The organism is Streptomyces sp. NPDC042364 (assembly GCF_056437585.1).
Window position 1 is genome coordinate 60393 of the sequence record NZ_JBWKAJ010000031.1, and the last position, 25838, is coordinate 86230.

Genomic DNA, 25838 nt, shown 5'->3' on the forward strand with positions numbered 1-25838 from the left:
CACGCCCCCGGTGCCCTCGGGGCACCGGGAAACCCGGTTCTGTCCGTATGGCACACCGGCCCCGGCCTCCCCCGCCGTCCCGCGGCCCGGTCGCGACCTCGCGGGTACGGCCATACGCTCCCAAATGTGACGTCGCGTTCGAGGAGAAACCGGTCGCGCGGCGCCACGTCGCACATAGGTGTGCGGGTGGCGCACGCCGCGTTCGGCGGGATGACCGCCCTGGTCTGGCTGCTGCTGGTCCCGTTGGCGGACACGGCCGGCACGGACCGCCGGGCGCCCGGGGCCGCCGCGGACCGGTCTGCGGTTTCGTCGGTGGGCCGGCGGGCGGCGGCCGCCGCTCCGCCCACAGCTGTGGCTACGGCTACGACAGCGGTCACGGCCGCCTCTGCGGCTGTCGCCGAGTGGTCTGCGGGCCCGGTGGCCACCGGTCCGTCCCCGGCCTGGGCCTCGGCCGCCGTCCGGCGGGCTGTGGCCGTCGGGGTGGGCGCCCCGGCGGCCGGTGACGACGACGGTTCGGCGGCCGATCTGATCCTGCCGGTGGCCGTCGCGGGCGCGGCGGTCGGGCTCGCCGCCTACTCACTCGTCCGGCGCAGACGGCGCGCGGCACTGCGGACGACACCGGCCGGGACCTTCGAACAGCACCTGCCCCCGCCGGCCGACCTGCACCGACGGGGCTGGCGCCTGCTGGTCGAGACGGACGACGGCATTCGTACCGGCGCCGAGGAACTCCGCTTCGCGGTGGCCCGCTCGGGCCGTGCGGCGGCCGAACCGTTCGCCGATGCGCTGGCTGACGCGCGCCGCGAATCGGAGGCGGCCTTCCTGATCCGTCAACGGCTGGACGACGCGGCCGCCGGCACTCTCCCGCCCGACGAGGAGCGGGTCCTGCTGGAGGAGATCCTCGCCCGCTGCACGATGGCCCAGCGGCGCCTGGACATCGCCGCCCCCGCCTTCGACCAGCTCCGTGCCCTGGAACGCGACATGGTTCCGGCCCTGCAGTGCGCGGAGGCCCGCTTCCGTGAGCTGACCGGGCGTACGGCGACGGCGGCCGCCACCGTCGCCGGGCTCCGCGAGCACTACGCACCCGCCGTCGTGCGCCCCGTCGCCGGTCATGCCGAACACGCCGAGGACCGCCTGGTGTTCGCGACGGCGGAGCTCAACCGGGCCCGCCGGTTCACCGACTCGGGCGACCCGCACACGGCCGCCGTGCACCTGCGGTCCGCCGAGGGCGCGATCGACCAGGCGGACGCCTTCGTGACGGGGGTGGAGCGGCTCGCCGCCGAGGTGGCGCGCGCCGCCGAGACCCTGAAGCAGGGGGCCGCCCCCACGGGCACGTACGACGACCCTCTCGACGTCCTGTGCCGCCGGGGCCGGTGGCTGCTCCCGGCCCGCAGCACGGTGGCCGCCACGGCGGACTACATCACGACGCATCGCGGTGCGGTGGGGGTGACGGCGCGGACCCGGCTCGCGGAGGCGCGACGGTGGGTGGAACGGGCCGAGGCGGCCGCACTCCACGACGCGACCGACGGTCCGGACAGGCCGGACGGCACCGACCGCCCGGAAGGCACCGCCGAGGCGGAGCCCCCGGGCGACGGGAACGGCGAGGCGGGCGCGGCCGACGGGACGAGGCCGGCCGACGAGACCACCGACGAGACCACCGACGAGGAGAGCGCCCGCCGCGCCCACTCCCTCGCCCGGGAGGCCCGGCGACTGGCCGAGCAGGACGTACGGGACTACGGCGACCCGTACGAGGGCCCGGTCGGCGACGGCATGGCCGGGGCGCTGCTGGGCGGCATCGTCCTCGGGGACGCCCAGGACGGCGGCCGGGTCACCCCACGGGGTCCGGCCTGCTTCGGCGGCACGGCAACCCGCGGCCGCAGGGCGGCGAGGGCGGGGTAGGGCGCCCGTAGGCGCACGGGCCGGCAGGCCGGAGGGCCGGAGGGCCGGTGGACACCGCGCGTCCCCGGGTGGTGCCTGTGGGGGCGTCAGAACAGGCTCAGCAAGGCCTCCGCCGGGTCCGTCAGGCCGCCCTCTTCTCCCGGGAGCGGCAGTTCGAACCACACCGTCTTGCCGCGGGGCGTGCGACGGGAGCCCCACGCGGCCGAGAGCAGGCCCACGAGTTGCAGACCCCGGCCGCCCTCGTCCGTGTCGCGGGCGCGGCGGCGGCGCGGCTGGACGAGCCCGGCGTCCCAGACCTCGCAGACGAGGGTCCTGTCGAGGAGCAGCCGGAGCCGTATCTCGCCCTCGCCGTAGCGCAGCGCGTTGGTGACCAGCTCGCTGACGAGCAACTCGGCCGTGTCGACCAGCGGTTCCAGGTCCCAGCCGAGCAACCGGCCCCGGGCGTACTCCCGGGCGCGTCCCACGCTGCGCGGCTCGCGCGGCAGGGTCCAGTCGCCGACGGAGTCGGCCGGCAGCCCCTGGACACGTGCCATCAGCAGCGCGATGTCGTCCTCGCCGTGATGGGTGTCGAGGGTGTTGAGGACGTGGTCGCAGACGTCCTCCAGCGACCGGGGGCCGTCGGAGCGCACCGCGGCCGGCGGCTGGGCGGGGTCGGTGAGGGCGCCGACGAATGCCTGGAGGCCCTCGTCGAGGGGGTGGTCGCGCGATTCGACCAGTCCATCCGTGTAGAGCGCCAGCAGTGCGCCTTCGGGTAGTTCGACCTCGACCTCCTCGAACGGCTCGCCGCCGACGCCGAGCGGCATGCCGGGCGGCACGTCGAGCATCAGCGCGCTCTCGCCGGGTTCGACCAGTACGGGCGGCAGATGGCCCGCGTTGGCGAAGGTGCAGCGCCGGGTCACCGAGTCGTAGACGGCGTACACGCAGGTCGCGAGGTACACCTCGGAGAGGTCCTTGTCGCGGGGCCGGCCGGCGGCCGTACGGGAGGCGGACTGGACGCCGCCGGGGTTGCCGAGGCCGCGGGCGATCTCGTCGAGCGCGGAGAGGACCTCGGCGGGTTCGAGGTCGAGCAGGGCCAACGTGCGCACGGCGGTCCGGAGTTCGCCCATGGCGACGGCGGCGCGCAGGCCCCGGCCCATGACGTCGCCGACGACGAGCGCCGTGCGGTGGCCGGGGAGTTCGATGACGTCGAACCAGTCGCCGCCGACCTCGGTGGCCGCGTTGCCCGGCAGATAGCGGCAGGCGATGTCGAGTCCGGAGGCCTCGGGGTCGCCCGGCGGCAGTAGGGAGCGCTGCAGGATGAGGGCGCGTTCGTGTTCGCGGCGGTAGAGGCGGGCGTTGTCGATGCAGACGGCGGCGCGCGCGGCCAGTTCCACCGCGAGGGCGCGGTCGCGTTCCCCGAAGGGCTCGCTGCCCTTGGTGCGGGAGAACTGCACGAGTCCGACGACGGTGTCGTGGGCGACCATCGGCACGGCGAGCGTCGCCTGGATGAGGTTGTCCTCCTCGGGGACCTGCTGGGGGCGGGCGGTGCGCAGGGCGTCCGCGCAGGGCGAGTTGAACGGGTAGTGGTGGACCGCGCCCACGCGCACCGGGGCGGGCCCGCCGACGAAGGGCGCGTCGGAGACGGCGCTGGCGAAGGCGACCCGGCGCAGTTCGGCGCTGCCGTCGGCGAGTCCGGGCGGGGTCTCGTCGCCGACGAGGAGGTTCTGGTAGAGGTCGACGGTGGCGAGGTCGCAGAAGTTGGGGACGACCACGTCGAGGAGTTCGCGGGCGGTGGTCTCCAGATCGAGGGAGTTGCCGATGCGGGCACCGGCCTCGTTCAGGAGGGCGAGATTCCGCCGCGCGGCGGCGGCCTCACGGGCGGCGGCGCGGCGGGCCGTCACATCGATGCCGAGCCAGGCGATGCCGATGGGGCGGCCGGTGCCGCTGTGCACCCGGTAGAGGTTGACGGACCAGTGGCGGCGTTCCTCTGAGCCGGGCACGAAACCCGAGATGTGCATGTCCGTGATGGAGTCGCCGCTCTCCAGGACCCGGCGCAGGGTCGCCTCGACCCGCTCGGCCTCCGGCGACCGGAGGTAGTCGTGGACGCCCCTGCCGCGGTGGTCGTCGACGTGGCCGCCGTAGATGGAGGCGAACCGCTGGTTGGCGCGCCGCACCCGGAGGTCGGTGTCTATCAGCAGGAAGCCGAAGGGAGATTGGCCGAATATCGCCTGCGAGGCGGCGAGGTCGGTCTCGATGCGGCGCAGCGTGCGCACGTCCACCACGATGCACACGGCGGCCCGTTCGCCGCCCTCGACGGTGGTGGGCATCACATAGACCTCGGCGAGGCCCTCGGTCCCCTCGGGGCCCGGCACCCGGAAGGGCACCACACCGGTCCACTCGCGGCCGTCGAGGACCTCGGCCATCTTCCGCTGGCCCTCTTCGCGCCGGTCGGGGTCCACGAACGCCTCGATGGGGTCCATGCCCACGGCCCGCGCCGCCGAGATGCCGAACAACTGCTCGGCGCGCAGGCTCCACTGGTCGACGAGACCGTCGGGGCCGATGGAGAACGAGGCCACCTTGATGTAGTCGTACATCGATCCGGGCGGGCTGGTCTGCCACATCGGGTCGCCGGGCCCCTGACCGGCCATGACGCCGGCGGCCGCGACGGCGTCGGCGGCCTCGCCCCCGGCCGGTACCGTACGGTCGGCCGACGCGGGACTTCCGGACGCGTACCCCGGGGTCTCGCCGCCCGGCCCGGCGGAAGCGCTTCCGCCGTCACGCGTGACGGCATCGCGTGTGGCGCGGCCCAGGCCGGAATCGTCTGCGGCCTCGGGCCTCGCGCGGTCCGACGGGCCCTTCGGCTCCGTGGACTCCGTGGCCTTCGCTGGTATCTCGCTCACGCGAACCGTCCCCTCCAGCTCACCGCGTCCGGCTTCGGTCACCAGGGGCGGCTGCCCGCAGTATCCAGCACTACGGCGCCGCGCAACACGGTGTTCACGATCACAGCACGGTCCCGATCGTTTTTGGACCGGCTGCGACACACTCCCAAGTCTTCTAACCAGGCGTTGCCCGCTCCAACCAAAGACTCCGATCGGCGCCACTGGCTTGAACCGATCGGTCGCACACGCGCCACGGGGAGCCGCCCCCGGCGCGGTCCGTACACCGTGGACGCCGGTCATGCGCCGGGACTTGCCCCCGGTACGTCCGCCGTTCCGGTCAGTCGGGAACCGCCAGCTCGAACCAGACCGTCTTGCCCGATTCGCCGGGCCGGGTACCCCAGGCCCGCGCGGAGCAGGCCACGAGCCGCAGCCCTCGGCCACTCTCGTCGTCCGCGTCGGCGGCGCGCTCGCGCGGCGGGTCGGGCAGCGGGTCGGAGACCTCCACGAGCAGGATGGCCGGGGGGCCGTCGGAACGAATGAGCCGTACACCGATGGGGCCGGTGGCGTGCCGCAGGGCGTTGGTCACCAACTCGCTCACCAGCAGCGCGGCGATGTCACCGACGGAGTCGAGCCCCCACTCGCGCAGCCGGCCGCGCACCACGGCCCGGGCTGTGCGCACGGCGTCGGCCTCCGCCGGGAAGGTCCACTCGGCGCAGTCGTCTCCGTTGTCGATCACGCCGATCACTTCCCAGTCAGAAGCGGACCCTGTCCGGTTTCATGGGGTTAATGGGCACATACCCGATATCCAACCTCGAGTACCGCGCATGAGGGCGCACTGTGGCACAAACAGTGCGGGGAGCGCATCCCCCCGCACTCGACGCATCAGAAAGGGGCGCACAGAACCGTGTGACGGGCGACCGAGAAGTGTGCGCGAACCGTCCGAAACCAGGGCACTCAGACTCCCCCGGGACCCCAGGCCAACCGCACGGCCTCCATCACGGCCGGAACGTCCTGGTCCAGCCAGTCGACGTCCCAGACCTCGTCCGCGGCGAGCCAGCGCAGCTCGTCGTGGTCCTCCAGCGGCCGGGGTTCCCCGGAGAGAAGATGCGCGATCCAGACGCGCAGTACATGGCCCGGTCCCACCGGCCACTCCCCCGGCACCCGCTCGGCGGGCTTCGCCTCGACACCGAGCTCCTCGCGCAGTTCCCGCACGAGGGCCTGTTCAGGGGGCTCACCGGGTTCCACCTTGCCGCCGGGCAACTCCCAGCGTCCGGCCAGCTCGGGCGGCGCACTGCGACGCGCGGCGAGCAGCCGGCCGTCCTTCAGCAGGGCGGCACCCACCACCACGATCGGTTCGGTCATGCGCGGGAGCCTACGGGAGCGGACGGACACGCAGGGCAGGGTGGGTCACTTGCTCCCCATCTGACCGTTCTGGCCGTTCTGCCCGATGCGCTCGACCCAGTAGAGCTGCTTGTGGCCGCGGCTGTCGAGGCTGTCCGCGATCTTCTGCGCCTCGGCACGGGTCGCGTACCTGCCGACGCGGTAGCGATTGCCGTTGTCGTCCTGCCTTATGACGAGCCAGGGAAGAGTGATCGTGCCGTCGTTCATCGACCCCCACCGCCCCTTCCCACCCCGGCCGATCCGAGTCCCGCCCCCGGATTCCGCCGTGCCCCGCCGTCCAAGGAAACCGCAATCCGCATATGCCCGAGCGTACGCCCAACCTTTACACAGCGAATCCGTCTTTTCACAAAGAGGTACGCAACAAGCCAAGACGAGGGGGGCGCACCCCGTCGAACGCGCCGTCGGTCACCACCCGTGCGCCGTTCCGCGCCTCAACGAGCAGCCATCCAGCGCCCCTTGAGCACATCGGGGCGCCGCCGCGACGCGCGACCGGCCGACGGAAAGAACGACCGAATTCGAGCTGTGTTCGGAAGCGTCCGAAAGCCCCGGTCACTGCAACCAGCCTCAGGCAGCGGCCGCTTGCCCCCTGCGCGCCGTCGCCCGACACACGCGGAATCCACGGATCTCCCGGACAGGCGGACCCGGTCGCTCACTTGACCGGCAGATGGTACGAGACCCGGTACCGGTCCGCCGGAACCACCACGTCCGCGGTCTCCACCGGGCGGCCGGAGGCGAAGTACGTCCGGTGCACGACCAGGACGACATGCCCGGGGACACCGCCGAGGGCGAGGAGTTCCTCGGCGAGGCCGGGGCGGGCACCGACCTCCTCCGTCACGTTGTCCACGATGACGTCGATGGCGGCCATGCGCTCGACGACCCCCATCCCGCCGAGCGGGCCCTCCTCGGGGAGCATCACGGGTGTGCGACCGGTGAGGGCCAGGGGCTCCCAGGAGGTGGAGAGCATCATCACCTCACCCGCGTCGCGGAAGGTGTACTTCGTGCACATCACGCGGTCCCCGGGCTTGATGGCCAGCCGTTCCGCGATCGCGCCGCTCGCCTCCACCTGTTCGCTGCGCGACTCCCAGGTGCCGCGCACGGCGGCGTCCGCCTGCTCCTGCCGGAAGGGCGTGGCCCCGCCGGCGGGACGGAAACCGGAACGGGCCACCCGCCGCGGCACGGGCCGCTCCCGCACATAGGTGCCCGACCCGGAGCGGCCCTCCACCAGCCCCTCGGCCATGAGCACCTTGCGGGCCTCCAGCGCGACCGTGTCGGAGACGCCGTACTCCTCGCGGATACGCGCCTGGGAGGGGAGACGGGTGTGCGGCGGCAGCGATCCGTTCACGATCTTCTTGCGGAGATCACCCGCGACACGCAAGTACGCCGGCTGCTCACCGAAAGTCACTGGCCGCTCCCATCAGGTTGTACAGACAGCAACAGCGTGGCAACCGTGGGTTGTGCCATGCAAGCAAAGGCCAAGGAATCACTCGATGTGATGACATGTGCCGGGGAAGGCGTTTACGCAGGCAGTTTCTCCCCGCTGGGGACGTGGTCACACCTGAGCACCGGGCTCGTCCCCTCCGTCACCCTCGCCCGCTCCGCGCTCGTCGGTCATCTCCGGAGTGGTGGCAAGCCCCAGAGCCTCGCGCGCCGTGACCGCCTTCGGGCCGTCGGTCAGCCGGTGCGCCCTGTCCCAGTGGTCGCCGAACTCGTCGGCGTCACTCGCGTCCGCCGCGCCCTGCCACTCCTCACGGGCCCTGTCCAGGGCCTTGGCGTAGGCGGTCACCGCCTTCTCGGCGCCGGGCTCCCAGTCGTGCGCCCGCAGGGCCGCCGCCTGCCGTTCCAGGGCGTCGACCACATCGGGCGCCCACGCCTTGTGGGCGGGCAGGTCGTCGCCGACGTAGTCCGTGTCGGGCAGGCCCTCGAAGGCTTGGTTGAGGATGCCGTCGGCCTTCAGGAACGCGAACTGGTCGGCGTCGAGGGTGGTCTCGTCGTGCCGCAGCGAGCCGGTCAGGCGCTCCCGCGCGTCCTCGTTGCCGAACACGCAGGTCACCTGGCGGTCGCCGGAGCGCCAGCTCCGCCGGGTGGGCGTGTAGTAGTACACGTCGACATCGGCCGGCATCGCCCAGGTGTCCATGATGTACGCGGCGGACAGGTCGTAGCACCTGTCGCCGGCGGTCTCGTCGACCGCGTCGCCGCCCGGGTACTCCCCGTCCGGCAGCCGGAAGCCGGCGAACACCTCGGCGTCGTGCTCCCCCGCGCAGGGCACCACGTCGACGTCGTACACGTAGCTTTCCAGGGAGCCGCCCGGCACGTCGAAGCACTCGCCCTTCTCCGCCGAGAAGGCGGTGCCCGAGCCGCTCGCCGCCTCCCGCAAGCCCTCCCACGCGTCGCGTGCGCCGCCCGTGGCGAGCGCGAGCGTCATCAGCAGGGCGCCGACCGTCGACAGCGCGATCCCGGCCACGGCCATGCCCTTTCCCCGCTCCCCCTTCCGTCTGATCTGCACCAGGGCGATCACTCCGAGGACCAGCCCCAGGCCCGGCAGCAGGCACACGACACCCAGGACGAGGGCGGCGATCGCGAGCCCGTTGACCGGCGGGGAGGGCTGGAGGGCCGGGTACGCCCGCCCCCAGGCCTGTCCCCACGGCTGGGGCGCCGCCGGGTACGGCTGTCCGGGCGGCCCGGGCCGCGGCTGCCCCGGAGGCGGGAACGGGCCGCTCTGGGGCGGCTGCGCCCCGGAGGGCGGAGGTGTGGCCACGGGTCGCGTGCTCCTTGCGCCGGAGAGCGGGAACTGGCGTACGACTTCCGTACGACTTGGCGCATGGTAGGCGCGGGGCGGGCGGGGTCGACACGCGGGGCGCGGACCCAGGGGGTGCGGCGCCCTGCGGAATCGCCCCCGCCCGCCCCGCGGTCGGGCCGGGACCGGAAGCCTTCAGGCCGGGGTCAGAACTGGAGCGCCCAGGAGTCGATGCGTCCCGTGTCCAGCGCGGCGTTGTCGCTCACCCGGAGCTTCCACACCCCGTTGGCGACCTCCGAGGAGGCGTTCACGGTGTACGTGGTGTTGATGTTGTCCGCGCTGCCACCGATGCCGTACGCCTTCAGCGTGTACGCGGTGCCGTCGGGAGCGACCAGCTGTACCTGGAGGTCACCGATGTACGTGTGGACGATGTTCACGGGCACGCTGAGCGAGGACGGCGCGTTGCCCGACACACCGCTGACGGTGATCGGCGACTCCGCGGTGGAGTTGTCGTTGACCGCGTAGTCGGCCGTGTTCTCGAAACGCGGCCCGGGCGGCGGCGTCGTCCCTCCGCCGCCCACGTTCAGCAGGCGGTTGGGGGAGCCGGTGCCGGGGCTGGTGACCACCCCGGTGGTGGCGGCGTTCACCAGGGCCGTCTGGACGGCCGCCGGGGTGGCCGTGCGGTTGTCCGCCAGGTACAGCGCGGCCGCTCCCGCGACATGCGGGCTCGCCATCGACGTACCGGAGATGGTGTTGGTCGCCGTGTCGTTGGTGCGCCAGGCCGAGGTGATGGAGGAGCCGGGGGCGAACAGGTCCAGGACGGTGCCGTAGTTGGAGTAGCTCGCCTTCGCGTCGGAGCTGGTGGTGGCGCCGACGGTGATGGCCTCCGTGACGCGGGCTGGGGAACGGGTCGAGGCGTTGGTCGTCTCGTTGCCGGCCGCGACGGCGTAGGTGACACCGGAGGCGATGGAGTTGCGTACGGCGGTGTCGATGGCGGAGTCGCCCGGACCGCCCAGGCTCATGTTGGCGACGGCCGGTTTGACGGCGTTGGCGGTCACCCAGTCGATGCCCGCCACGACCTGCGCGGTGGTGCCCTGGCCCGAGTTGTTCAGGACGCGGACGCCGACGATCCTGGCCTTCTTGGCGACGCCGTAGGCCGTGCCGGCGACGGTTCCGGCGACATGTGTGCCGTGGCCGTGGCCGTCCTGGGCGGTGGTGTCGTTGTCGACGGCGTCGAAGCCGTCCACGGCACGGCCGCCGAAGTCGCTGTGCGTGATGCGGACGCCGGTGTCGATGACGTACACGGAGACGCCCTCGCCCGCGGTGTCGTCGTAGCTGTAGCTCTGGTTGAGCGGCAGCGCCGACTGGTCGATGCGGTCGAGGCCCCACGAGGGCGGGTTGGGCTGTGTCGCCGAGATGGTGAAGGTCCGGTTCTGGACGACGGAGACGACGTTCGGATCGGCGGCGAATCGTTTCGCCTCCGCCTCGGTGGCGTTGACCTCGTAGCCGTTGAGCGCCTTGGTGTACGTGCGCTCGATCTCGGCGCCGTACCGCTCGGCCAGGGCCCTGCCCTTGCCGGAGCCGGCCTTGGCGTCCGCCTTCAGAGTGACGATGTAGCTGTCCTTGACGGCGCCGGTCGCGCCCGCGTACTGGATCGGGCCTACCGCCGCCGCGGTGGCGGGGAGGGCGGAGACCAGGCCGGAGGCGAGCGCCGCGGTGGCCGCCGCGCTGATCACGGCCAGTCTTCGCCGGTTCTGACGCATCACTGCCATCTGAGGGATCCTCCTCAATCGGTGGTGCGCTGGTGGGGGGACGCACACACTCGGACGCGGGGACGGTCCGGGCGGATATCATGCCCATGTCAATTCCCTGTGGGTTTCCTGTGCGTCAGCCGAAAGATTGAGGCCTCTGAAGGAATTGCACAAGGCCCCTGCACGCACGTAACCGCGGCAGCAAGTCGGTGCCCGTGCCACCGTCATGACTCACCGCCAGACCGGACCGCTGCGACACACCGTCACGACACGCCGCCATGACGCACCGATGCATGGCGCCCATGACACACCGTTACGCACTTCCATGACACACCGTCATGCCGCGCCCATGACAGTCGCCATGGGGCACCGGCGTCGTCGGCCCCACTTACCCTGCGTGCATGACACCTCTGCCGGATCGCTTCTGCCCGACGGACGGCACCCGCGTCCCCGCGGCCTCCCTCGCCTGGTGCTGCCCGGCCTGCCGTGGCCCCCTGGACCTCGACTTCGCGCCCACCCCCGCACCCCTCAAGTCCCTGGCCGGCCGGGTGAACTCCCTCTGGCGCTACGCAGAGTGCCTCCCCCTCGGCACGCCCGCGGTCTCCCTCGGCGAGGGCCGCACCCCGCTCGTCGAACTCAGGGACGGCGTCTCCGCCAAGCTCGACTACCTGATGCCGACGCTGTCCTTCAAGGACCGGGGCGCGGTCCTCCTGGCCGAGCTGGCGCGGCGGCTCGCACCGCACCGGGTCGTCGCCGACAGCAGCGGCAACGCCGGCACGGCCGTCGCCGCGTACTGCGCGCGGGCCGCGCTGCCCTGCACGGTGTACGTCCCCGCGGGCACCTCGGCCAAGAAGCTGGAGCAGATCGAGGCGCACGGCGCGCGGCTGAACATCGTCGACGGGGACCGCGAGGCGGCGGCGGCCGCGGCGCGCGAGGCGGCGGACGAGGAGGGCGTCTTCTACGCCTCGCACGTCTACAACCCCTACTTCCTCCACGGCACCAAGACCTACGTCCACGAACTGTGGGAGGACCTCGGCGGCCGCCTCCCGGACGTGCTCGTCGTCCCGGTCGGCAACGGCACGCTGCTGCTGGGCGCCGCTCTCGCCGTCGCGGAACTCCACGCGGCGGGCCTGATCGGCCGCCGCCCCGCCCTGTACGCCGTCCAGCCGGCCGCGGTCGCACCGCTGGCCCACGCGTGGGAGGAGGGCGCCGACGACCTCGTCGGCACCACCCCCATGGCGCCCACCCACGCCGAGGGCATCGCCATCCCGCGCCCGCCCCGGGCCCGGCAGATCCTCCGGGCGGTGCGCGACTCCGGCGGCAGGTTCCTCACCGTCACCGAGGACCAGCTCCGCCACGCCCAGCTCGACCTCGCCTCCCAGGGCCTGTTCGTCGAGGCGACGGGCGTTGCCTGCTGGGCCGCCGTACGGGAGGAAGCCCTGGGGAGCCGCTTGGCGGTGGTGCCGTTGTGCGGGGCGGGGCTGAAGTCGGGGGTGGTGAGGGGGTGAGGGGGTGAGGGGGTGAGGGGTGGCTGGGGTGGGGAAGCGAGCTCCTCTCGCGTCGGTGCTGCGTTTCGGTGGATGCTGCTTCTCCTCCGGCGGGTCGCGGGGCAGGGGCCGCTGGTCCCCGGCGAGGGCCGACCGGCTCCGTCGACGGATCGGAGCGGTGGGTCCGTCGACGGCCCACCGCACAGGTGGTGTTCAGCGCGGACGTACCTCGCCGCGGATCAACGGGAGTCGGGCCCCACGTCCGGTCGGCCTGGCTGCCTCCGGTCGCCTTCCCGGGCCTCACGGGTCGGCGACGTGAGGGGGGCTCAGGGGCGGTCGTCGTGCCTCACGTCGGCCGGTTGGCCGGACCGTGCGCGGGCGACGCGCCAGACGTGCTCGGTCAGCAGCACGGTGGAGGCGGTGGCGAGGCAGACCGCCCACTGGGCCGGGCCGAGGGAGACGGTGTCGAAGACCCCCTGCGCCAAGGGCAGCTGCACCGCGACGACCTGGAGGGCCAGGACGGCGGCCAGGCAGATCCACAGGGTGCGGTTGTGCAACTGGTGGCGGCCGAGGACGGGGCCGTCCTCGTTGCGCGCGGCCAGGGCGTTGCAGAGCTGGAAGAGGACGAACGTGGTGAAGGCCATGGTGGCGGCGGTCGCGGTGTCGGTGAGGTGGCGGGCGCCGGTGAAGACGGCGAGGGTGCCGACGGCCATGACCGCGCCGGAGCGGGTGATGGCGGCCAGGCGGCGTGCGTTGAGGATGCGTTCACCGGACGGGCGGGGCGGACGCCGCATCACGTTGTCCCGCGGGGGGTCGATGGCCAGGGCCATGGCGGGTGGTCCGTCCATGATGATGTTGACCCACAGCAGCTGGATCGCGGACATGGGGGCGGGCAGTCCGACCAGCACGGTGGCGAGCAGGGTGAGGATGGCGCCGATGTTGGTGGACAGCTGGAAGCGGACGAAGGTGACGATGTTGTCGTAGATGGAGCGGCCTTCGCGGACCGCGCGGACGATGGTGGAGAAGTCGTCGTCGGTCAGCACCATGTCGGCGGCTTCCTTGGCGACGTCGGTGCCGGTGACGCCCATGGCGACGCCGATGTGGGCGGCGCGCAGGGCGGCGGCGTCGTTGACGCCGTCCCCGGTCATGGCCACGATGTGGCCGCGCCGTGCCAGGGCGCGGACGATGGTCACCTTGTGTTCGGGGGCGACGCGGGCGAAGACGCCGATGTCCTCGATGCGGTCCGCGAGGTCCTGGTCGCTCATCCGGGTCAGTTCGGCGCCGGAGACGACATCTCCGGTGATGCCGAGTTCGCGGGCGATGGCGGCTGCGGTGTCGGCGTGGTCCCCGGTGATCATTTTGACGGTGACGCCGGCGGCCTGCGCGAGGTTGACCGCTTCGTGGGCCTGGGGCCGGGGCGGGTCGGCGATCCCGGCGACGGCGGTCAGGGTCAGCCCCGTCACTTCTTCCGGGCCGAGCCGGCCGGCGGTGACGGTGGCGGTGGCGGTGGCGGTGGCGGCGCCGAGGACGCGCAGGCCCTGGCCGCCCATCCGCCGTGCGGCGTCGGTGATCTCCCGGCGGCGCTCGGCGTCCAGGGGCACGGGTCCTTGTTCTGCCAGGACGTGGGTGCAGCGGTCCAGCAGGACGTCGACGGCTCCCTTGGCGTGAACGCCGACGCCGCCGTCGGCGTCGGCGTCGGCGTCGGCGTGGAAGGTGGCCATGTACTTGGCGGCCGGGTCGAAGGGAACCTCACCCGTACGCGTCATGCGCGTCCGCAGGTCCGCGTCGAGACCGGCTTTGGCGGCGAGCACGATCAGGGCGGCCTCGGTGGGGTCTCCGATGACGCCGTCCGCGGTGAGACGGGCGTCGTTGCACAGCGCGAACGGCAACACCGCGTCGCGTAAGTCCGCGCGGCTCTCCCCGCTCACGGGAAGCACGGTGCCGGTGGTGTCGTAGCCTTCGCCGGTCACGTCGTGGTCGCGGCCGGCGGCCCACAGGGCGCGGACCGTCATCTCGTTCATGGTCAGGGTGCCGGTCTTGTCGCTGCACACCACGGTCGCGGAGCCGAGCGCCTCGACGGAGGCCAGGCGTTTGACGATGGCGCCACGGCGGGCCATGCGGTAGACGCCCAGGGCCAGGGTGAGCGCGAGAACGGCGGGCAGCCCTTCGGGGATCGCGGCGACCGCCAGGGCCACCGCCCGCAGGGCGAGATCTGCGAGTTCCTCGCCGCGCAGGAGGGCCACCAGCGCGTAGGCCGCCACGGCGACACCGCTGACCAGTGCCAGGCGCCGGCCCAGGCTGTCCATCTGGACCTGGAGCGGGCTGGGCGGTTCGCTGCCGGTGCGCAGGGCCTCGGCGATCGCGCCGACCTCGGTGCGCATCCCGGTCGCGGTGACGATCATCTCGGCGCGGCCGCGGGTCAGCGCGGTGTTCATGAAGAGCATGCCGGCGCGGTCGGCGACGGGCACGGGCTCGTCGCCGTGGTCCGCGACGGGCGCGGTCGTCTTGGCGACGGGCTGGGACTCGCCGGTGAGCGCGGCCTCGGCGGCCTCGACCGACTCGGCGACGGCCAGGCGTCCGTCGGCCGGGACGCGGTCGCCCGCCTCCAGGAGGACGATGTCGCCGGGCACCAGGGTGCCGGCCGGGATCACCCTCACCTGGCCGTCGCGGCGCACGCGCGCCGTGGGGACCAGCATCCGGCGCAGGGCTTCCAGACTGCGCTCGGCGCGGCGTTCCTGCAGATATCCGATGGTGGCGTTGATGAGCAGGACGACGCTGATGACGAGGGCGTCCTTGATCTCGCCGATGATTCCGGCGATGACGGCGGCGGCGAGCAGGATGCCGATCAGCCAGCTGCGGAACTGGTCCAGCAGGCGCAGCCACTGCGGCCGGCGAGCCGGTTCGGCCAGTTCGTTGGCGCCCCAGGCGGCGGCCCGCCGCTCGGCGTCCGCCGTGGCCAGGCCGATGGCCGGGACCACGGCCAGCGAGTCCGCCACGTCTGCGGCCTCGCGCAGGTGGGCGTCCGCCTGCGCGGGCGCCCCTACCGGCAGGGTGTGGTTCCCGGCCGCGGCCCGCTGCGGCACGGTCACACCTCGCCGCGGACGACGGCGACGGGGCAGTGGGCGTGATGCAGCAGGGCCTGACTGACCGAACCGAGCAGCAGCCCGGCGAAACCACCCCGGCCGCGGGCACCGACCACCATCAGCTGGGCGGACCGGCTCGCCTCGATCAACGTCTCCCGTGTCGGACCGTGCACGACCCTGTGCTCCACCACCACACCCGGGTACCGCTCCTGGCGGCCCGCGAGCGCCTCCGACAGCAGGCTCTCCTCCTCCCCGGCGAGGGCGCCCGGCGGGTTCGTGTACGGCGTCGACGCGTCCGGCGGTGCGGGCATCGGCGCGTTCCACGTGGTCCAGGCGTGCAGCGCCACCAGCGGCGCCTTGCGCGACTCGGCCTCGGCGAAGGCGAAGTCCACCGCCCGCTCACTCGCGGCCGAGCCGTCGACGCCCAGCACGACCGGGCCCTCCGTACCCGGCTTGTCATGCACCACCAGCACCGGGCACCGGCCGTGCGCCGCCAGATGCACCGCGGTCGACCCGACCAGCAGGCCGACGAACCCGCCCATGCCCCGGGACCCGACCACCACCAGTTCGGCCGAACGGGACTGCGCCTCCAGCACCGTCAGGGGTTCACCGGTCACCACCGCGTGGCTGACCTCGACGTCCGGGGCCGTCACCCGCGCGACGTCGACCGCCTCGGCCACCAGACGGTCCGCCATGTTCCGGAGCCCGCCCTCGGGCGGGCCCAGGGACGACGGCCCCAGAGGCACATGCATCGCGGGCCAGACGAACGCGTGCACCACCCGCAGCCGCGCTCCGCGCGCCTGCGCCTCCCGTGCCGCCGCCTCCACCGCGGCGAGACCCGACGGCGACCCGTCCACTCCCACGACCACCAGACCGCTCACTGTGCCTCCTACGTCCGGACTCTCGGCTCTCTTCCCAGTTCACCCGGACACTCACTCGCTGTCATGGGGCCTAACGGCCGCCGTCGGCGCCGATCGGTCCTGCGGCGGTCGCGACGGGCCGGCCCTGGACACCGCGGATCACGCTGTGCCCGCTCGTCGGGCGTGCGTACGGCTCCGCGCACGCGGCGGTCGCGCGGCCCTCGGTGAAGCGATCACCTGAAGTGAGCACGTGAACCGCGCCGAGAACCACTCGTTCGCCCTTCCGGGCGCCCCGGCCCCTCAGGTCTTCGTCGTCTCCGTCCGCCTTGGGGCGGTTCACCCCCGCTACGCGGCCAGGTGCCGGATTCCCGCCCGGCGTGCAGGCGCCGCCGTGGCCCGGATCCCGATGACCTCGACCTCGACGCCCCAGGCCTCAAGCATCTTGGCCGTCTGCACGAGGGTGACCTGGGAGAACGGGAACAGCGTGTCGGCGGTGAGGCCGAAGCAGACGTACCCGGGCCGCAGGTCGGGCACCGACTCGTTGTACGTCCGCTCCGTGTCAACAAGGGTGATGTCGGTCCGGCCGCCGCCCGGCGTATGGGAGACCAGGTCCCGGATCCGGGCCGGGTCCACCCTGCGGATCACGAATCCCAGCCCAGTCCACCGGCCGCGACACCTCACACCCGGTCGTGAGGTGGATCTCGCCGCACCAACTGGCGACCGGCTGCTTGAAGCTCCCCTGACCGCCAGCGCCGGAACTCCCCATCGCTCGTCCGGGAAATCCAGTTCCGCGCCGATGGCCTCAAGTCGGTCGGAGTCGAGGACAGCAGCCCGAGCAGGTGGGCGCGGGCTGCGGCCCGGGGTTCAACTCGCCTGAACCGGCCGGTGATCCGGGCCATCACCTGGTCGAACATCGCCCTTCAGGGGCTGAGGCACTGCGGTCGACCGCACGACGTAACGCCGGTCCCCGTCTTGTCTATGCGGCGGTGATTACCGAGGGGGCCGGAACGAATACCCCCGGCCTCCCCTGGCCACTCACACTTTTGCCTTGAACTCCTCCACATCGGCGACGTGGTGGAGTTCACACGTTGAAGCGGAACTCCACGACATCCCCGTCCTGCATCACGTACTCCTTGCCCTCCATGCGGGCCTTGCCCTTGGCGCGGGCCTCCGCCACCGAACCGGTCTCCACCAGGTCGTGGAAGGAGATGACCTCGGCCTTGATGAAGCCCTTCTGGAAGTCCGTGTGGATGACACCGGCGGCCTCGGGGGCGGTGGCGCCCTTCTTGATCGTCCAGGCGCGGGACTCCTTGGGGCCCGCCGTCAGGTACGTCTGGAGGCCGAGGGTGTCGAAGCCGACCCGGGCGAGGGTCGCGAGGCCGGGCTCTTCGGCGCCGACGGACTGGAGGAGTTCGAGCGCGTCCTCCTCGTCCAGCTCGGCGAGGTCCGCCTCCAGCTTGGCGTTGAGGAAGATCGCCTCGGCGGGGGCGACCAGCGCGCGCTGCTCGTTCTTGAAGTCCTCGTCGACCAGTTCCTCCTCGTCGACGTTGAAGACGTAGAGGAAGGGCTTGGTGGTGAGCAGGTGCAGGTCGTGCAGGAGCTCGTTGCGCTCGGAGCCCTGGACGATCCCGTGCGCGAAGAGGGTGTCACCCTTCTCCAGGATCTCCTTGGCCTCCTCGACGGCCTTGACCTTCGGCGCGACGTCCTTCTTGATGCGCGACTCCTTCTGGAGGCGCGGCAGGACCTTCTCGATGGTCTGGAGGTCGGCGAGGATCAGCTCGGTGTTGATCGTCTCGATGTCGTCCTTGGGCGAGACCTTGCCGTCGACGTGGACGACGTTCTCGTCCTTGAAGGCGCGGATGACCTGGCAGATCGCGTCGGACTCACGGATGTTCGCCAGGAACTTGTTGCCGAGGCCCTCGCCCTCGCTGGCGCCGCGCACGATGCCCGCGATGTCGACGAAGTCGACGGTCGCCGGGAGGATCCGCTGAGAGCCGAAGATCTCCGCCAGCTTGGTCAGGCGCTCGTCCGGGACGCCGACGACGCCGACGTTCGGCTCGATCGTGGCGAACGGGTAGTTGGCCGCCAGCACGTCGTTCTTGGTCAGGGCGTTGAACAGGGTCGACTTGCCGACGTTGGGCAGACCGACGATTCCGATCGTGAGCGACACGTTTGCGACTTCCCGTACGTAGGAGGGCCAGGCGGCCTGGGGTGGCGGGGCCTGGGGGTGCGGTCCGGCGGATCGTGCCCCAGGGGCCAGAGGGCTGGCCGGTCCCCCAGTTTACGGCGTGCCCGCGCCCTGCCCGGCGACGTATCGAACGCTTGCCCAAGGCCCCCTCAACGGCGTGTCAGTGAACCCATTCGGCACATTAACCGACCTAAGTTGGTCGAGTGGAGCAACAAAGGACGTATCCCCCTCGGACCGGACCGCAGCGCGGCACTCGATTTCCGCCGCAGGTGGCCAGAGGCGACCGGCAACCGGGCGGCGCGGGAACACCGCGTCGTGCCCCGGTCTCACGCGGGCCCGTTCCGGCCCCGGCCCGAGCCGTGCGGCGCGTCGCCCGAGCCGCGCGCCGGATGCCGAACCCCCGGCTCACCGGGCTGGGCGGCGGACTGTTCTGCGCGGCGTCGATGTTCGCGCTCGCCTGCCTCGACCGGTTGCTGTTCGATGCGTCGCTCGCGCTGTACGGGGCACTGTTCCTGCCGGTCAGCGCGTTGACCGCGGTGTGGATGCGGCGGGTGGACCTGGTGAGCGGGCCGGTGGTCGTGCCCATCGCCTTCGCGGCGGGACTGCCGCCGATCGTCGGCGGCGAGGGCGGACCCGCCGGGTATCTGATGGGCCTGGTCACCACCCTCGCCGTGGGAGCGGGCTGGCTCTACGGCGGCACGCTCATCGCCGGCGTCATCGTGACCGTGCGCAAACTGCGGCTGATGGCCCGGCGGGCGGCCCAGCGGGAGTGGGAGATGGCCGCGGAGCGAGGGAGGGGGAGGGCCGGCGAAAAGGCGGCGGCCGAGGGACACCGGGGGCAGGGGCGGCCTGGGACGTCCAGCGCCCGGCCGCGCTCCTCGTCCGACCACGCCACGGGCCGGCCCCGGCCCCCGAGGCCCCCGGCGCAGCCCCGCCGCACGGCGCCTCGCGGCTCCTGACCCGCCCCGGCTTCCGCCCAGCCCCGCCCCCGAGCGGGATCGCGGGGTCAGCCCGCCTTCGCCGCCCTCATGGCCGCGCCCACGATGCCGGCGTTGTTCTGGAGCTGGGCCGGGACGATCTCGGCCTGGATGCCCTCGATCAGGTGCAGGAACTTGTGGGACTTGCGGCTGACGCCGCCGCCGATGATGAAGAGCTCGGGTGAGAAGAGCATCTCCACATGGGCGAGGTACCTGGTGACGCGCTTGGCCCAGTGCTCCCAGGTCAGCTCGTGGTCGTCCTTTGCCTTGGTGGAGGCGCGGGTCTCCGCGTCGTGGCCGCCCAGCTCCAGATGGCCCAGCTCCGTGTTGGGGACGAGGACGCCGTCGCAGAAGACGGCGCTGCCGATGCCCGTGCCGAAGGTCAGCATGATGACCGTGCCCCGGCGGTCGCGTCCGGCGCCGAACTGCGCCTCGGCGACGCCGGCCGCGTCCGCGTCGTTCAGCACGGTGACCGGGAGACCGCCGAGCCGGTCGCCGAGCAGGGCGCGCGCGTCGACGTCGATCCAGCCCTTGTCGACGTTGGCCGCCGTACGGATCATGGCGCCGCCCGTGACCACGCCGGGGAAGGTGACGCCGACCGGGCCGGTCCAGCCGAAGTGGTCGACGACCTCCTTCACCCCGTCGGCCACCGCGTCGGGTGTCGACGGTTGCGGGGTCAGCACCTTGTACCGCTCGTCCGCCAGGTCGCCCCGGTCCAGGTCCACGGGAGCGCCCTTGATCCCGGATCCACCGATGTCCACGCCGAAGATGTGCATGGCCCTACGTTACGTCGTACGACGGACAGTCACGGCCAGAGGCCGCCCGGCCTCCGTTCGGCCCCGGAACCCATACGTCCTCGCACGCGTACGGCCCCGGAACCTTCACGTTCCGGGGCCGTACGCGGAGACTGCGGGGGCTCAGGCGCCGGCGACGCCCTGGCCGGTGCGCTCGGCGACCAGGGCGGCCGCCTCCTCGCGCAGGTCGCGGCGGAGTTCCTTGGGCAGCGAGAAGGTGATCGACTCCTCGGCGGCCTTGACCAGCTCGACGTCCTCGTAGCCCCGCTGGGAGAGCCACTCCAGGACCTCCTCGACGAGGACCTCCGGCACGGAGGCGCCCGAGGTGACGCCGACCGTCTCCACGCCCTCCAGCCATGCCTCGTCGATCTCGCTCGCGAAGTCCACGAGGTAGGCCTCGCGGGAGCCGGCGAGCTTGGCGACCTCGACGAGCCGCTTGGAGTTGGAGGAGTTGCGGGAGCCGACGACGATGACCAGCTCGGCCTCGGCGCCCATCTGCTTCACGGCGAGCTGACGGTTCTGCGTGGCGTAGCAGATGTCGTCGCTCGGCGGGGAGACGAGCAGCGGGAACTTCTCCTTGAGGGCGCCCACCGTCTCCATCGTCTCGTCGACGGAGAGCGTGGTCTGGGAGAGCCAGACGACCTTCGACGGGTCGCGGACCTCGACCTTCTCGACGTCACCGGGTCCGTCGACCAGCTGGATGTGGTCGGGGGCCTCGCCGGAGGTGCCGATGACCTCCTCGTGGCCCTCGTGCCCGATCAGCAGGATGTCGAAGTCCTCGCCCGCGTACCGGATCGCTTCCTTGTGGACCTTGGTGACCAGCGGGCAGGTCGCGTCGATGGTGGCGAGTCTGCCGCGCTGAGCCTCCTCGTGGACCGTGGGGGCCACTCCGTGCGCCGAGAACATCACGATGTTGCCCTCGGGGACCTCTTCCGTCTGCTCGACGAAGATGGCGCCCTTCTTCTCCAGGGTCTGCACGACGTACTTGTTGTGGACGATCTCGTGGCGGACGTAGATCGGGGCCCCGTACTGCTCCAGGGCCTTCTCGACGGCGATCACGGCACGGTCGACACCCGCGCAGTAGCCGCGCGGAGCGGCGAGGAGGACACGGCGGCGGCCAGGCGAAGCGGTCATGCACCCCATCGTAGGGGGTTCCCTCCGGGGGACTCCGTCTTGGGAGGGCGGGAGAGCTCGGGGGCGCGTGCCGTTCGGCGGGTGCGGGTGAGGTGTGGTTTCCCGCGCGGTTCCCCGCGCCCCTGGAGGGGCGGGCGGAACACATGCGGCTTCGCCGCGTGGGCGCGGACGGCCCCCACCCACCCGCAGCCGCCGGTGAACCCGTCCCCCCGAGCCCTACGGCGCTGTCGGCACCCCCCGATACGCTCCCCACATGGCTCTCAACACGTCCGCCGACGCCCCCTTGCCCGTCGGCGAGGTCTCCCGGCTCATCGGCGGCTGGATCGACCGGCTCGGCACGGTGTGGGTCGAGGGGCAGATCACGCAGTTGTCGCGGCGCCCGGGCGCCGGCGTCGTCTTCCTCACGCTGCGGGACCCGTCGCACGACATCTCCGTGAGCGTGACCTGCTACCGGCAGGTGTTCGACGCGATCGCGGACGTGGTCAGCGAGGGCGCCCGGGTCGTCGTGCACGCGAAGCCGGAGTGGTACGCGCCGCGCGGCCAGCTGTCCCTGCGGGCCACCGAGATAAGGCCGGTCGGGGTGGGTGAACTGCTCGCGCGGCTGGAACAGTTGAAGAAGTCGCTGGCCGGCGAGGGGCTGTTCGCGCCGGAGCGGAAGAAGGCGCTGCCGTTTCTGCCGCAGCTGATCGGGCTGGTGTGCGGCCGGGCCTCCGCGGCCGAGCGGGACGTACTGGAGAACGCCCGGCACCGATGGCCGGCCGTCCGCTTCGAGGTGCGCAACGTCGCCGTGCAGGGTGTGCACGCGGTGCCGCAGGTCGTGCAGGCGGTGAAGGAGCTGGACGCGATGGAGGGCGTGGACGTCATCATCGTGGCGCGCGGCGGCGGCAGCGTGGAGGACCTGCTGCCGTTCTCCGACGAGCAGCTCGTGCGGGCGGTGGCGTCCTGTCGTACGCCGGTGGTGTCGGCGATCGGGCACGAGCCGGACACCCCGCTGCTGGACTACGTGGCGGACCTGCGGGCGTCCACGCCGACCGACGCGGCCAAGAAGGTCGTGCCGGACGTCGGCGAGGAGCACGAGCGGGTGCGCTGGCTGCGGGACCGGGCGCGGCGGTGTGTGGAGGCGCTGCTGGAGCGGGAGGAGCGGGGGCTCGCGCACGCCCTGGCGCGCCCCTCGATGGAGGACCCGCACCGCATGATCGACGAGCGGGCCGACCAGGTGGCCTCGCTGCTCGACCGTGGCCGCCGGTGCCTCGGCCACCATCTGGACCGGGCCGTCTCGGAGCTGACGCACACGCACGCGCGCGTGGTGGCCCTCTCCCCCGCCGCCACCCTGAAGCGGGGGTACGCGGTGCTCCAGAAGGCGGACGGGCATGTGGTGCGCGCGCCCGAGGAGGTCGTGGCGGAGGAGCCGTTGCGGGCACGGGTGGCGGAGGGCGAGTTCGCCGTCCGGGTCGAGGGCACTGTCGGAGGGGACGCATAAGGTGGGCCGTATGACCAGCAACGTGAGCGAGGCCGCGGAGACGACGGTGACGGGCGGGGCGGCCGGAGCGTCCGAGGCCGACCGGGCACTCGGGTACGAGCAGGCGCGTGACGAGCTGATCGAGGTCGTCCGGCGGCTGGAGGCGGGCGGTACGACGCTGGAGGAGTCCCTCGCGCTGTGGGAGCGCGGCGAGGAGCTGGCCAAGGTGTGCCGGCGCTGGCTGGACGGCGCGCGGGCCCGGCTGGACGCGGCCCTGGCCGAGGGCGAGCAGGCGGACGCCTCCGGCGACGGGCAGGGGTGACACCGCGCTCGCGGACCTGTCGCCGGTTCTTGTGAAGCGGATCGCCCAGTCTTCCTGTGAAGCGGATCACCCAGCCCCGCCTTTAATTGAAAATTGAACTTCCATTGCGTACCTTCGTAGTCGTCAGCGCACCCGTCTGCCGAAGGTTGTTCCATGTCTCTCGTTCTCGACCCCGCCGCCCAGGACCTGCTCTTCCGCGAGGCGCACACCGCGAACGCGTTCACCGACGAGCCGGTCACCGACGAGCAGGTGCAGGCGATCTACGACCTGGTCAAGTACGGCCCGACCGCCTTCAACCAGACCCCGCTGCGCATCGTCCTGGTCCGCTCCGCCGAGGCCCGCGAGCGCCTGGTGCCGCACATGGCCGAGGGCAACCAGGCCAAGACCTCCACCGCCCCGCTGGTCGCGATCCTCGCCGCGGACAACGAGTTCCACGAGGAGCTGCCGACCCTGTTCCCGGCGTTCCCGCAGGCCAAGGACCTCTTCTTCGCCGAGCGCCCGGCCCGTGAGGCCGCCGCCGGGCTGAACGCGGCCCTCCAGGCCGCGTACTTCATCATCGGTGTGCGCGCCGCGGGTCTGGCCGCCGGCCCGATGACCGGCTTCGACGCCGCCGGCGTCCAGAAGGAGTTCCTGGACGACGACCACACCCCGCTGATGATCGTCAACATCGGCAAGCCGGGCGAGGGCGCCTCCTACCCGCGCTCCCCGCGCCTGGCCTTCGACGACGTCATCACGACCGTCTGAGACCGAGACGACGGCACGGAAAAAGGGGCTCCCGGCACGACCGGGGGCCCCTTCCGCGTGCGGAGGCTCCGTACACGCGGGTCCATGCGCGGAATACGCGGGCTCGCTCTTCGCATACGGGACAAGCGGGTCCGCACTTCGTATACGGAATGCCCGGGTTCGTATACGGACGCGCCCCTCACTCCGTCCGCAGCGCCCGCGCCATCCTCGTCAGGTCCTCGAACGACGCGCCGCCCGCGACCACGGTGGTGGACCCCTCGCTCCGCAGGACGAGGGCGTCGTAACGGTCACCCTCGTAGCGGGTCCAGGTCTCGCCGCCGATCTCCTGGGTCGTGCCGGTCTTCTTCGCGTCCTGGGTGGCGTCCGGGATGAACCGGGACGGCTTCCCGGCGGACTGCTCCACGGCCACGTACTGACCGCCGGGGGCGTGGAACCCGAGGTGCCAGTGGTCGGAGTCCGCGCCGCTGAAGCGGACGGACGTCGCCTTCCAGGTGTCGGGCAGGCCTACGGGCGCGGCCACCGGATAGGAGGCGGCACGGCGCGCCGTGAGCAGCTCGACGCGGTAGTCGACACGCTTGAGTTCCTGCTCGGTCTCGTCGTGCGGGATGAAGAGATAGATGACCCATGCCGCGAGCACGATGAGCCCCAGGGAGAGGACCATGTCGCGAACGGACTGCTTGCCTTTCGTACCTGCCACGTACTCATCGTCGCAGGTGCACCGGTCTGCTCATCCGTGGGGTCCCCTGCTCAATTTGTCAGCCTGACGATAGAGTCGGCCCGAACCCTCATCCGGCCGTCGTCGTATCAGAAAGGTGCGCTCCGATGACCGAGAACCATCATCTGCCGTCCGAGCTCGAAGTCCCCTCCGAGGCCCCCGACCGCAACCTCGCCCTGGAGCTCGTACGGGTGACCGAGGCGGCCGCGATGGCCGCGGGCCGCTGGGTCGGCCGCGGGGACAAGAACGGTGCCGACGGCGCCGCCGTACGCGCCATGCGGACCCTCGTGTCCACCGTCTCGATGAACGGCGTCGTCGTCATCGGGGAGGGCGAGAAGGACGAGGCCCCGATGCTCTTCAACGGGGAGCGCGTCGGTGACGGGACCGGCCCGGAGTGCGACATCGCCGTGGACCCGATCGACGGCACGACGCTGACGGCCAAGGGCATGACCAACGCGATCGCCGTGCTCGCGGCGGCCGACCGGGGCACGATGTTCGACCCGTCGGCCGTCTTCTACATGGACAAGCTCGTCACCGGCCCCGAGGCCGCCGACTTCGTCGACATCAACGCGCCGATCGCGGTGAACATCCGCCGGGTCGCCAAGGCCAAGCGGTCCACCCCCGAGGACGTCACGGTCGTCATCCTCGACCGGCCGCGGCACGAGGGCATCATCAACGAGATCCGGGAGACCGGGGCGCGCATCAAGCTGATCTCGGACGGTGACGTCGCGGGCTCGATCCTGGCGCTGCGGGAGGGCACCGGGGTCGACATGCTGCTCGGCATCGGTGGTACGCCCGAGGGCATCATCTCGGCCTGTGCGGTGAAATGCCTCGGCGGCACGATCCAGGGCAAGCTGTGGCCGAAGGACGACGAGGAGCGGCAGCGCGCGATCGACGCGGGCCATGACCTCGACCGGGTGCTGACCACGGACGACCTGGTGTCCGGGGAGAACGTGTTCTTCGTCGCCACGGGGATCACCGACGGTGAGCTGCTCCGGGGAGTGCGGTACCGGTCGGAGACCGCGACGACCGACTCCATCGTGATGCGGTCGAAGTCGGGGACGGTGCGGCGGATCGACTCGGTGCACCGGCTGAGCAAGCTGCGCGCCTACAGCTCCATCGACTTCGAGAAGGCGAAGTAGCTACGCCGGTTGAGCGGCAGGGGGCGGGGGCCGCGGTGGGGCCTGGGTCGCGGGCCGTCCGTGGCTGAGCGCGCCCACGCGGCGGAGCCGCATGTCGACACAGCCCCGCACCCCTGACCCCCTGCCGGCCGCGGCCCGCATCGGAAAGGCGCCCTCTTGTGCGGAGAGGGCGCCCCTGTAAGGGAGTTGGCGGCTAGCCCCAAGGCCGTGAAGTTTGCGGCTGGGGTGTGTTGTCAAGGGCTGGCGGCGGCGAGGATTTCGATGCTGGTGGTGGCTTTGTAGCTGGTCCGGTC

The 25838-nt window shown here is 72.2% G+C and carries 21 protein-coding genes; 7 read left to right on the forward strand and 14 right to left on the reverse strand.

Features of this window, described 5'->3' with window-relative positions:
• The first annotated feature begins 126 nt into the window (after positions 1 to 126).
• On the forward strand, positions 127 to 1896 hold the full coding sequence (locus AC067N_RS36700) for a hypothetical protein (protein WP_478683281.1): 1770 nt from the start codon (positions 127 to 129) through the stop codon (positions 1894 to 1896).
• Between the two features lie 86 nt (positions 1897 to 1982).
• On the opposite strand, the gene AC067N_RS36705 is transcribed toward AC067N_RS36700, so the two are convergent.
• The 7 genes from AC067N_RS36705 to AC067N_RS36735 form a co-directional block, all read right to left on the reverse strand.
• On the reverse strand, positions 1983 to 4817 hold the full coding sequence (locus tag AC067N_RS36705; protein WP_478683282.1) for a SpoIIE family protein phosphatase: 2835 nt from the start codon (positions 4815 to 4817) through the stop codon (positions 1983 to 1985).
• Positions 4818 to 5091: 274 nt separating this feature from the next.
• Positions 5092 to 5499, reverse strand: a complete 408-nt coding sequence (locus AC067N_RS36710; protein ID WP_478683283.1) for an ATP-binding protein — start codon at positions 5497 to 5499, stop codon at positions 5092 to 5094.
• 209 nt (positions 5500 to 5708) lie between these two features.
• On the reverse strand, positions 5709 to 6116 hold the full coding sequence (locus AC067N_RS36715; protein WP_478683284.1) for a (deoxy)nucleoside triphosphate pyrophosphohydrolase: 408 nt from the start codon (positions 6114 to 6116) through the stop codon (positions 5709 to 5711).
• A 45-nt stretch (positions 6117 to 6161) separates the two neighbouring features.
• The gene (locus tag AC067N_RS36720; RefSeq protein WP_478683285.1) at positions 6162 to 6362 is read right to left on the reverse strand and encodes an SPOR domain-containing protein; all 201 of its coding nucleotides are present in this window, start codon (positions 6360 to 6362) and stop codon (positions 6162 to 6164) included.
• A 442-nt stretch (positions 6363 to 6804) separates the two neighbouring features.
• Entirely contained in the window at positions 6805 to 7557 is a 753-nt protein-coding gene (locus tag AC067N_RS36725) for a GntR family transcriptional regulator (protein WP_478683286.1), read from the reverse strand.
• 147 nt (positions 7558 to 7704) lie between these two features.
• Positions 7705 to 8910, reverse strand: coding sequence for a DUF4190 domain-containing protein (locus AC067N_RS36730; protein WP_478683287.1), 1206 nt, complete (start codon positions 8908 to 8910; stop codon positions 7705 to 7707).
• Between the two features lie 185 nt (positions 8911 to 9095).
• A complete protein-coding gene (locus tag AC067N_RS36735) occupies positions 9096 to 10661 on the reverse strand; it encodes a S8 family peptidase (protein WP_478683288.1) in 1566 nt (521 codons plus the stop codon).
• Positions 10662 to 11041: 380 nt separating this feature from the next.
• Here AC067N_RS36735 and AC067N_RS36740 point away from each other — a divergent pair, with 380 nt between their 5' ends.
• Positions 11042 to 12148 (forward strand): pyridoxal-phosphate dependent enzyme, encoded by a 1107-nt coding sequence (locus tag AC067N_RS36740; RefSeq protein WP_478683289.1) that lies wholly within the window; start codon positions 11042 to 11044, stop codon positions 12146 to 12148.
• 305 nt (positions 12149 to 12453) lie between these two features.
• Here AC067N_RS36740 and AC067N_RS36745 read toward each other — a convergent pair whose 3' ends face one another.
• From AC067N_RS36745 to ychF, 4 genes are all read right to left on the reverse strand, one after another.
• Entirely contained in the window at positions 12454 to 15210 is a 2757-nt protein-coding gene (locus tag AC067N_RS36745) for a cation-translocating P-type ATPase (protein ID WP_478683290.1), read from the reverse strand.
• 2 nt (positions 15211 to 15212) lie between these two features.
• Positions 15213 to 16091: a universal stress protein gene (locus tag AC067N_RS36750; protein ID WP_478683291.1), complete on the reverse strand. Its 879-nt coding sequence runs from the start codon at positions 16089 to 16091 to the stop codon at positions 15213 to 15215.
• Positions 16092 to 16415: 324 nt separating this feature from the next.
• A complete protein-coding gene (locus tag AC067N_RS36755) occupies positions 16416 to 16715 on the reverse strand; it encodes a hypothetical protein (protein WP_478683292.1) in 300 nt (99 codons plus the stop codon).
• 436 nt (positions 16716 to 17151) lie between these two features.
• Positions 17152 to 18240 (reverse strand): redox-regulated ATPase YchF, encoded by a 1089-nt coding sequence (ychF, locus tag AC067N_RS36760; RefSeq protein ID WP_478683293.1) that lies wholly within the window; start codon positions 18238 to 18240, stop codon positions 17152 to 17154.
• 407 nt (positions 18241 to 18647) lie between these two features.
• Here ychF and AC067N_RS36765 point away from each other — a divergent pair, with 407 nt between their 5' ends.
• Entirely contained in the window at positions 18648 to 19217 is a 570-nt protein-coding gene (locus AC067N_RS36765) for a DUF6542 domain-containing protein (RefSeq protein ID WP_478683294.1), read from the forward strand.
• Between the two features lie 47 nt (positions 19218 to 19264).
• On the opposite strand, the gene ppgK is transcribed toward AC067N_RS36765, so the two are convergent.
• Together ppgK and AC067N_RS36775 are read right to left on the reverse strand one after the other, a co-directional pair.
• On the reverse strand, positions 19265 to 20011 hold the full coding sequence (gene ppgK / locus AC067N_RS36770) for a polyphosphate--glucose phosphotransferase (RefSeq protein WP_478683295.1): 747 nt from the start codon (positions 20009 to 20011) through the stop codon (positions 19265 to 19267).
• A 141-nt stretch (positions 20012 to 20152) separates the two neighbouring features.
• The gene (locus AC067N_RS36775; protein ID WP_478683296.1) at positions 20153 to 21172 is read right to left on the reverse strand and encodes a 4-hydroxy-3-methylbut-2-enyl diphosphate reductase; all 1020 of its coding nucleotides are present in this window, start codon (positions 21170 to 21172) and stop codon (positions 20153 to 20155) included.
• Positions 21173 to 21416: 244 nt separating this feature from the next.
• Between AC067N_RS36775 and xseA the strand changes: the two genes are divergently transcribed.
• From xseA to AC067N_RS36790, 3 genes are all read left to right on the forward strand, one after another.
• Positions 21417 to 22643, forward strand: coding sequence for an exodeoxyribonuclease VII large subunit (gene xseA, locus AC067N_RS36780; RefSeq protein ID WP_478683297.1), 1227 nt, complete (start codon positions 21417 to 21419; stop codon positions 22641 to 22643).
• 10 nt (positions 22644 to 22653) lie between these two features.
• Positions 22654 to 22944, forward strand: a complete 291-nt coding sequence (locus tag AC067N_RS36785; protein ID WP_478683298.1) for an exodeoxyribonuclease VII small subunit — start codon at positions 22654 to 22656, stop codon at positions 22942 to 22944.
• 153 nt (positions 22945 to 23097) lie between these two features.
• Complete coding sequence (locus tag AC067N_RS36790; RefSeq protein ID WP_478683299.1) at positions 23098 to 23688, forward strand: malonic semialdehyde reductase; 591 nt, start codon at positions 23098 to 23100, stop codon at positions 23686 to 23688.
• A 178-nt stretch (positions 23689 to 23866) separates the two neighbouring features.
• Here the strand turns inward: AC067N_RS36790 and AC067N_RS36795 are convergent, their stop codons facing one another.
• Positions 23867 to 24385 carry a DUF4245 domain-containing protein gene (locus AC067N_RS36795; protein WP_478683300.1) on the reverse strand — a complete coding sequence of 173 codons (519 nt, stop codon included), beginning with the start codon at positions 24383 to 24385 and terminating at the stop codon, positions 23867 to 23869.
• A 125-nt stretch (positions 24386 to 24510) separates the two neighbouring features.
• Between AC067N_RS36795 and glpX the strand changes: the two genes are divergently transcribed.
• The gene (gene glpX, locus AC067N_RS36800; RefSeq protein ID WP_478683301.1) at positions 24511 to 25545 is read left to right on the forward strand and encodes a class II fructose-bisphosphatase; all 1035 of its coding nucleotides are present in this window, start codon (positions 24511 to 24513) and stop codon (positions 25543 to 25545) included.
• The last annotated feature ends 293 nt before the right edge of the window (positions 25546 to 25838 follow it).

What these genes read in the sequence shown, in the direction of transcription:
- AC067N_RS36775 (WP_478683296.1), bottom strand. Translation starts at nt 21,172, where the DNA reads ATGGGGTGCATGACCGCTTCGCCTGGCCGCCGCCGTGTCCTCCTCGCC.
- AC067N_RS36790 (WP_478683299.1), top strand. Translation starts at nt 23,098, where the DNA reads ATGTCTCTCGTTCTCGACCCCGCCGCCCAGGACCTGCTCTTCCGCGAG.
- AC067N_RS36765 (WP_478683294.1), top strand. Translation starts at nt 18,648, where the DNA reads ATGCCGAACCCCCGGCTCACCGGGCTGGGCGGCGGACTGTTCTGCGCG.
- AC067N_RS36720 (WP_478683285.1), bottom strand. Translation starts at nt 6,362, where the DNA reads ATGAACGACGGCACGATCACTCTTCCCTGGCTCGTCATAAGGCAGGAC.
- xseA (WP_478683297.1), top strand. Translation starts at nt 21,417, where the DNA reads ATGGCTCTCAACACGTCCGCCGACGCCCCCTTGCCCGTCGGCGAGGTC.
- AC067N_RS36740 (WP_478683289.1), top strand. Translation starts at nt 11,042, where the DNA reads ATGACACCTCTGCCGGATCGCTTCTGCCCGACGGACGGCACCCGCGTC.
- AC067N_RS36785 (WP_478683298.1), top strand. Translation starts at nt 22,654, where the DNA reads ATGACCAGCAACGTGAGCGAGGCCGCGGAGACGACGGTGACGGGCGGG.
- AC067N_RS36715 (WP_478683284.1), bottom strand. Translation starts at nt 6,116, where the DNA reads ATGACCGAACCGATCGTGGTGGTGGGTGCCGCCCTGCTGAAGGACGGC.
- AC067N_RS36735 (WP_478683288.1), bottom strand. Translation starts at nt 10,661, where the DNA reads ATGGCAGTGATGCGTCAGAACCGGCGAAGACTGGCCGTGATCAGCGCG.
- ppgK (WP_478683295.1), bottom strand. Translation starts at nt 20,011, where the DNA reads ATGCACATCTTCGGCGTGGACATCGGTGGATCCGGGATCAAGGGCGCT.
- glpX (WP_478683301.1), top strand. Translation starts at nt 24,511, where the DNA reads ATGACCGAGAACCATCATCTGCCGTCCGAGCTCGAAGTCCCCTCCGAG.